Origin of the sequence: Phytobacter sp. V69 (genome assembly GCF_965644215.1) — a bacterium.
GTDB lineage: Bacteria > Pseudomonadota > Gammaproteobacteria > Enterobacterales > Enterobacteriaceae > Phytobacter.
Map to the genome: position 1 here is coordinate 1 of NZ_CBFFRL010000399.1, position 1,769 is coordinate 1,769.

The 1,769-nt window shown below is 49.2% G+C and carries 2 protein-coding genes and 1 pseudogene; all 3 read right to left on the reverse strand.

Annotation, left to right across the window (positions count from 1 at the left end):
- Positions 1–406: 406 nt before the first annotated feature.
- Positions 407–700 (reverse strand): hypothetical protein, encoded by a 294-nt coding sequence (locus ACSZPU_RS25500; protein ID WP_499004393.1) that lies wholly within the window; start codon positions 698–700, stop codon positions 407–409.
- A gap of 44 nt (positions 701–744) precedes the next feature.
- Positions 745–822: pseudogene (locus ACSZPU_RS25505) on the reverse strand (lysis protein); the annotation flags it as partial.
- 185 nt (positions 823–1,007) lie between these two features.
- Positions 1,008–1,571 carry a phage antirepressor N-terminal domain-containing protein gene (locus tag ACSZPU_RS25510; RefSeq protein ID WP_499004394.1) on the reverse strand — a complete coding sequence of 188 codons (564 nt, stop codon included), beginning with the start codon at positions 1,569–1,571 and terminating at the stop codon, positions 1,008–1,010.
- Between the last annotated feature and the right edge of the window lie 198 nt (positions 1,572–1,769).

Here is a 1,769-nt window from a genome sequence, read left to right on the forward strand (position 1 = left end):
ATGAGTAGCATTATTGGCAGAGCCAACTTATTGCTGACCACCTCCATAGGAGGTGGTGTTCATGCAAATATAAAAAAGCCCCGCTATTGCGAGGCTTAAAAATATTGATGGCTTCTAAGGGGCAACATCTATTGCGTTAATAATATCCGTATCTGTTACATCCCGATCTGAAACATAGAAGTGCTCTTCCATTATGTATTTACCCGGATATAAGCAAGACCGAATGGGAAGGTCTATTTCAGTTTGATCGGGATACGCAAGCCGAAGAGAATTAAGATGCTCTCCTACTTCTACAGAGTAAGGAGCGCCACCGTTAAAAAAGACGATTAATTTTCTCATGAGAACCACTCCGATTTTTGACGGAATGACATTATCACAGGCACTCAGTGAATGCCTGCTGTAATGCCTATTCTTCAACCACCGCGCCTTCCGGCAGATCGACACAGCCAAACACTGGTAAGCCGGGTGAACGATCATCTTCTACAGCTACCAGCTGGGACTCTGAATACCAACGCTCGGTCGCGCATTTATCCGCCGCTTGATAGTGGACAAGATATTGGTTCTCACCATTAAGGTATTGAGCGCGGGCCTGAACTTCGCCCCATTCGTCGCTGATTCGAAGGTTAACCAGTTGGCTCAAGTGAAATTTAAAGTCTTTCGCCATTGGGATAATGGTGCAGCCGTTTTGCTCTTTTTCCATCGCGTTCTCTCTTTTAAGTTAAAGCCCACTGTCGCGCGGCTCGGTTATTTAAGGCACTGCTCACGCACATACGCTTGCAGGCCTGTCAGTTGTTTGGTGACGGTTTCGATTCCGTCTCTGAGACGCCGGCAACAAAAAGCCCGCTCAAATTGGCGGGCTTTCGGGGTCTACGTTTAGCAATGGGCTTTGATAAGGCCTCTTCGGGCATCATCACTTTTAGCCTTGGGGTAAGACACCCCATGCTTAGCCCATATTTTTCCGCTGCATCTTTGAAACACCTGCCGGATGGCAGCCTGTTGGTTGTTTATCAGGTGCGCGTCAGTTTGCCTTTCCCGGTGTCGGCCAGGCAAAATTCAATCAGCCCATTGGCTTCATCAACCAGCGCCTTAATTTTCGAGACATGAGCCGCTTTTACACCTTTCCATTCGTTCTGCCCGGTACCGAACAGGCTGGCAATCCCTTTATCGCGTTTCATATCAGAGCAGGCCTGATTGAGTTCCTCCATGATGCTGACCTTGCGGGGGTTAACTACGACACCTCTTGTCCAGTATTCGTAGAGCACGTCGTCGCACTCATCCTGATACTGGATTACGCGCTCGCGAATTTCAGGCTTCACTTGGTTTGGGCTTATGGTCTGCAGCCAGCCGTTGAGTTTACGCAGAGCAAGGCAAGTCATAACCTGCATGCCACCGGCTGAGGGTGTGGTGATTTCCACCATACCTTTTGCAAAGCGTTGAGAAAGCTTCTTGTGTTGGGATTTCCAGTCCAACCCCATGCCTTCAACAATCGGCTTCATTGGGGTGTATGCCTCGCCGTTGTGATCAACGACGTAAAGTTCATTGCCGTAAAACGGCACAGTGATTGTCTGCATGGGGATTACCTTTCAAAAAAGAGACCTCTGCTCACCAGAACGGCCATACCCGAGCGCACCATGCTGCGATGGCGTTCTCAGAGGTCGCTTTTGTGAATGATCTCGGGGTTGGATACGCGGTTGTTAGCAGCAATGGAATAGTGACCCACCCCAGCAGCTGAATTTTGACCCTGGGGTTAAGCTGCTCTCTCTGAAAGG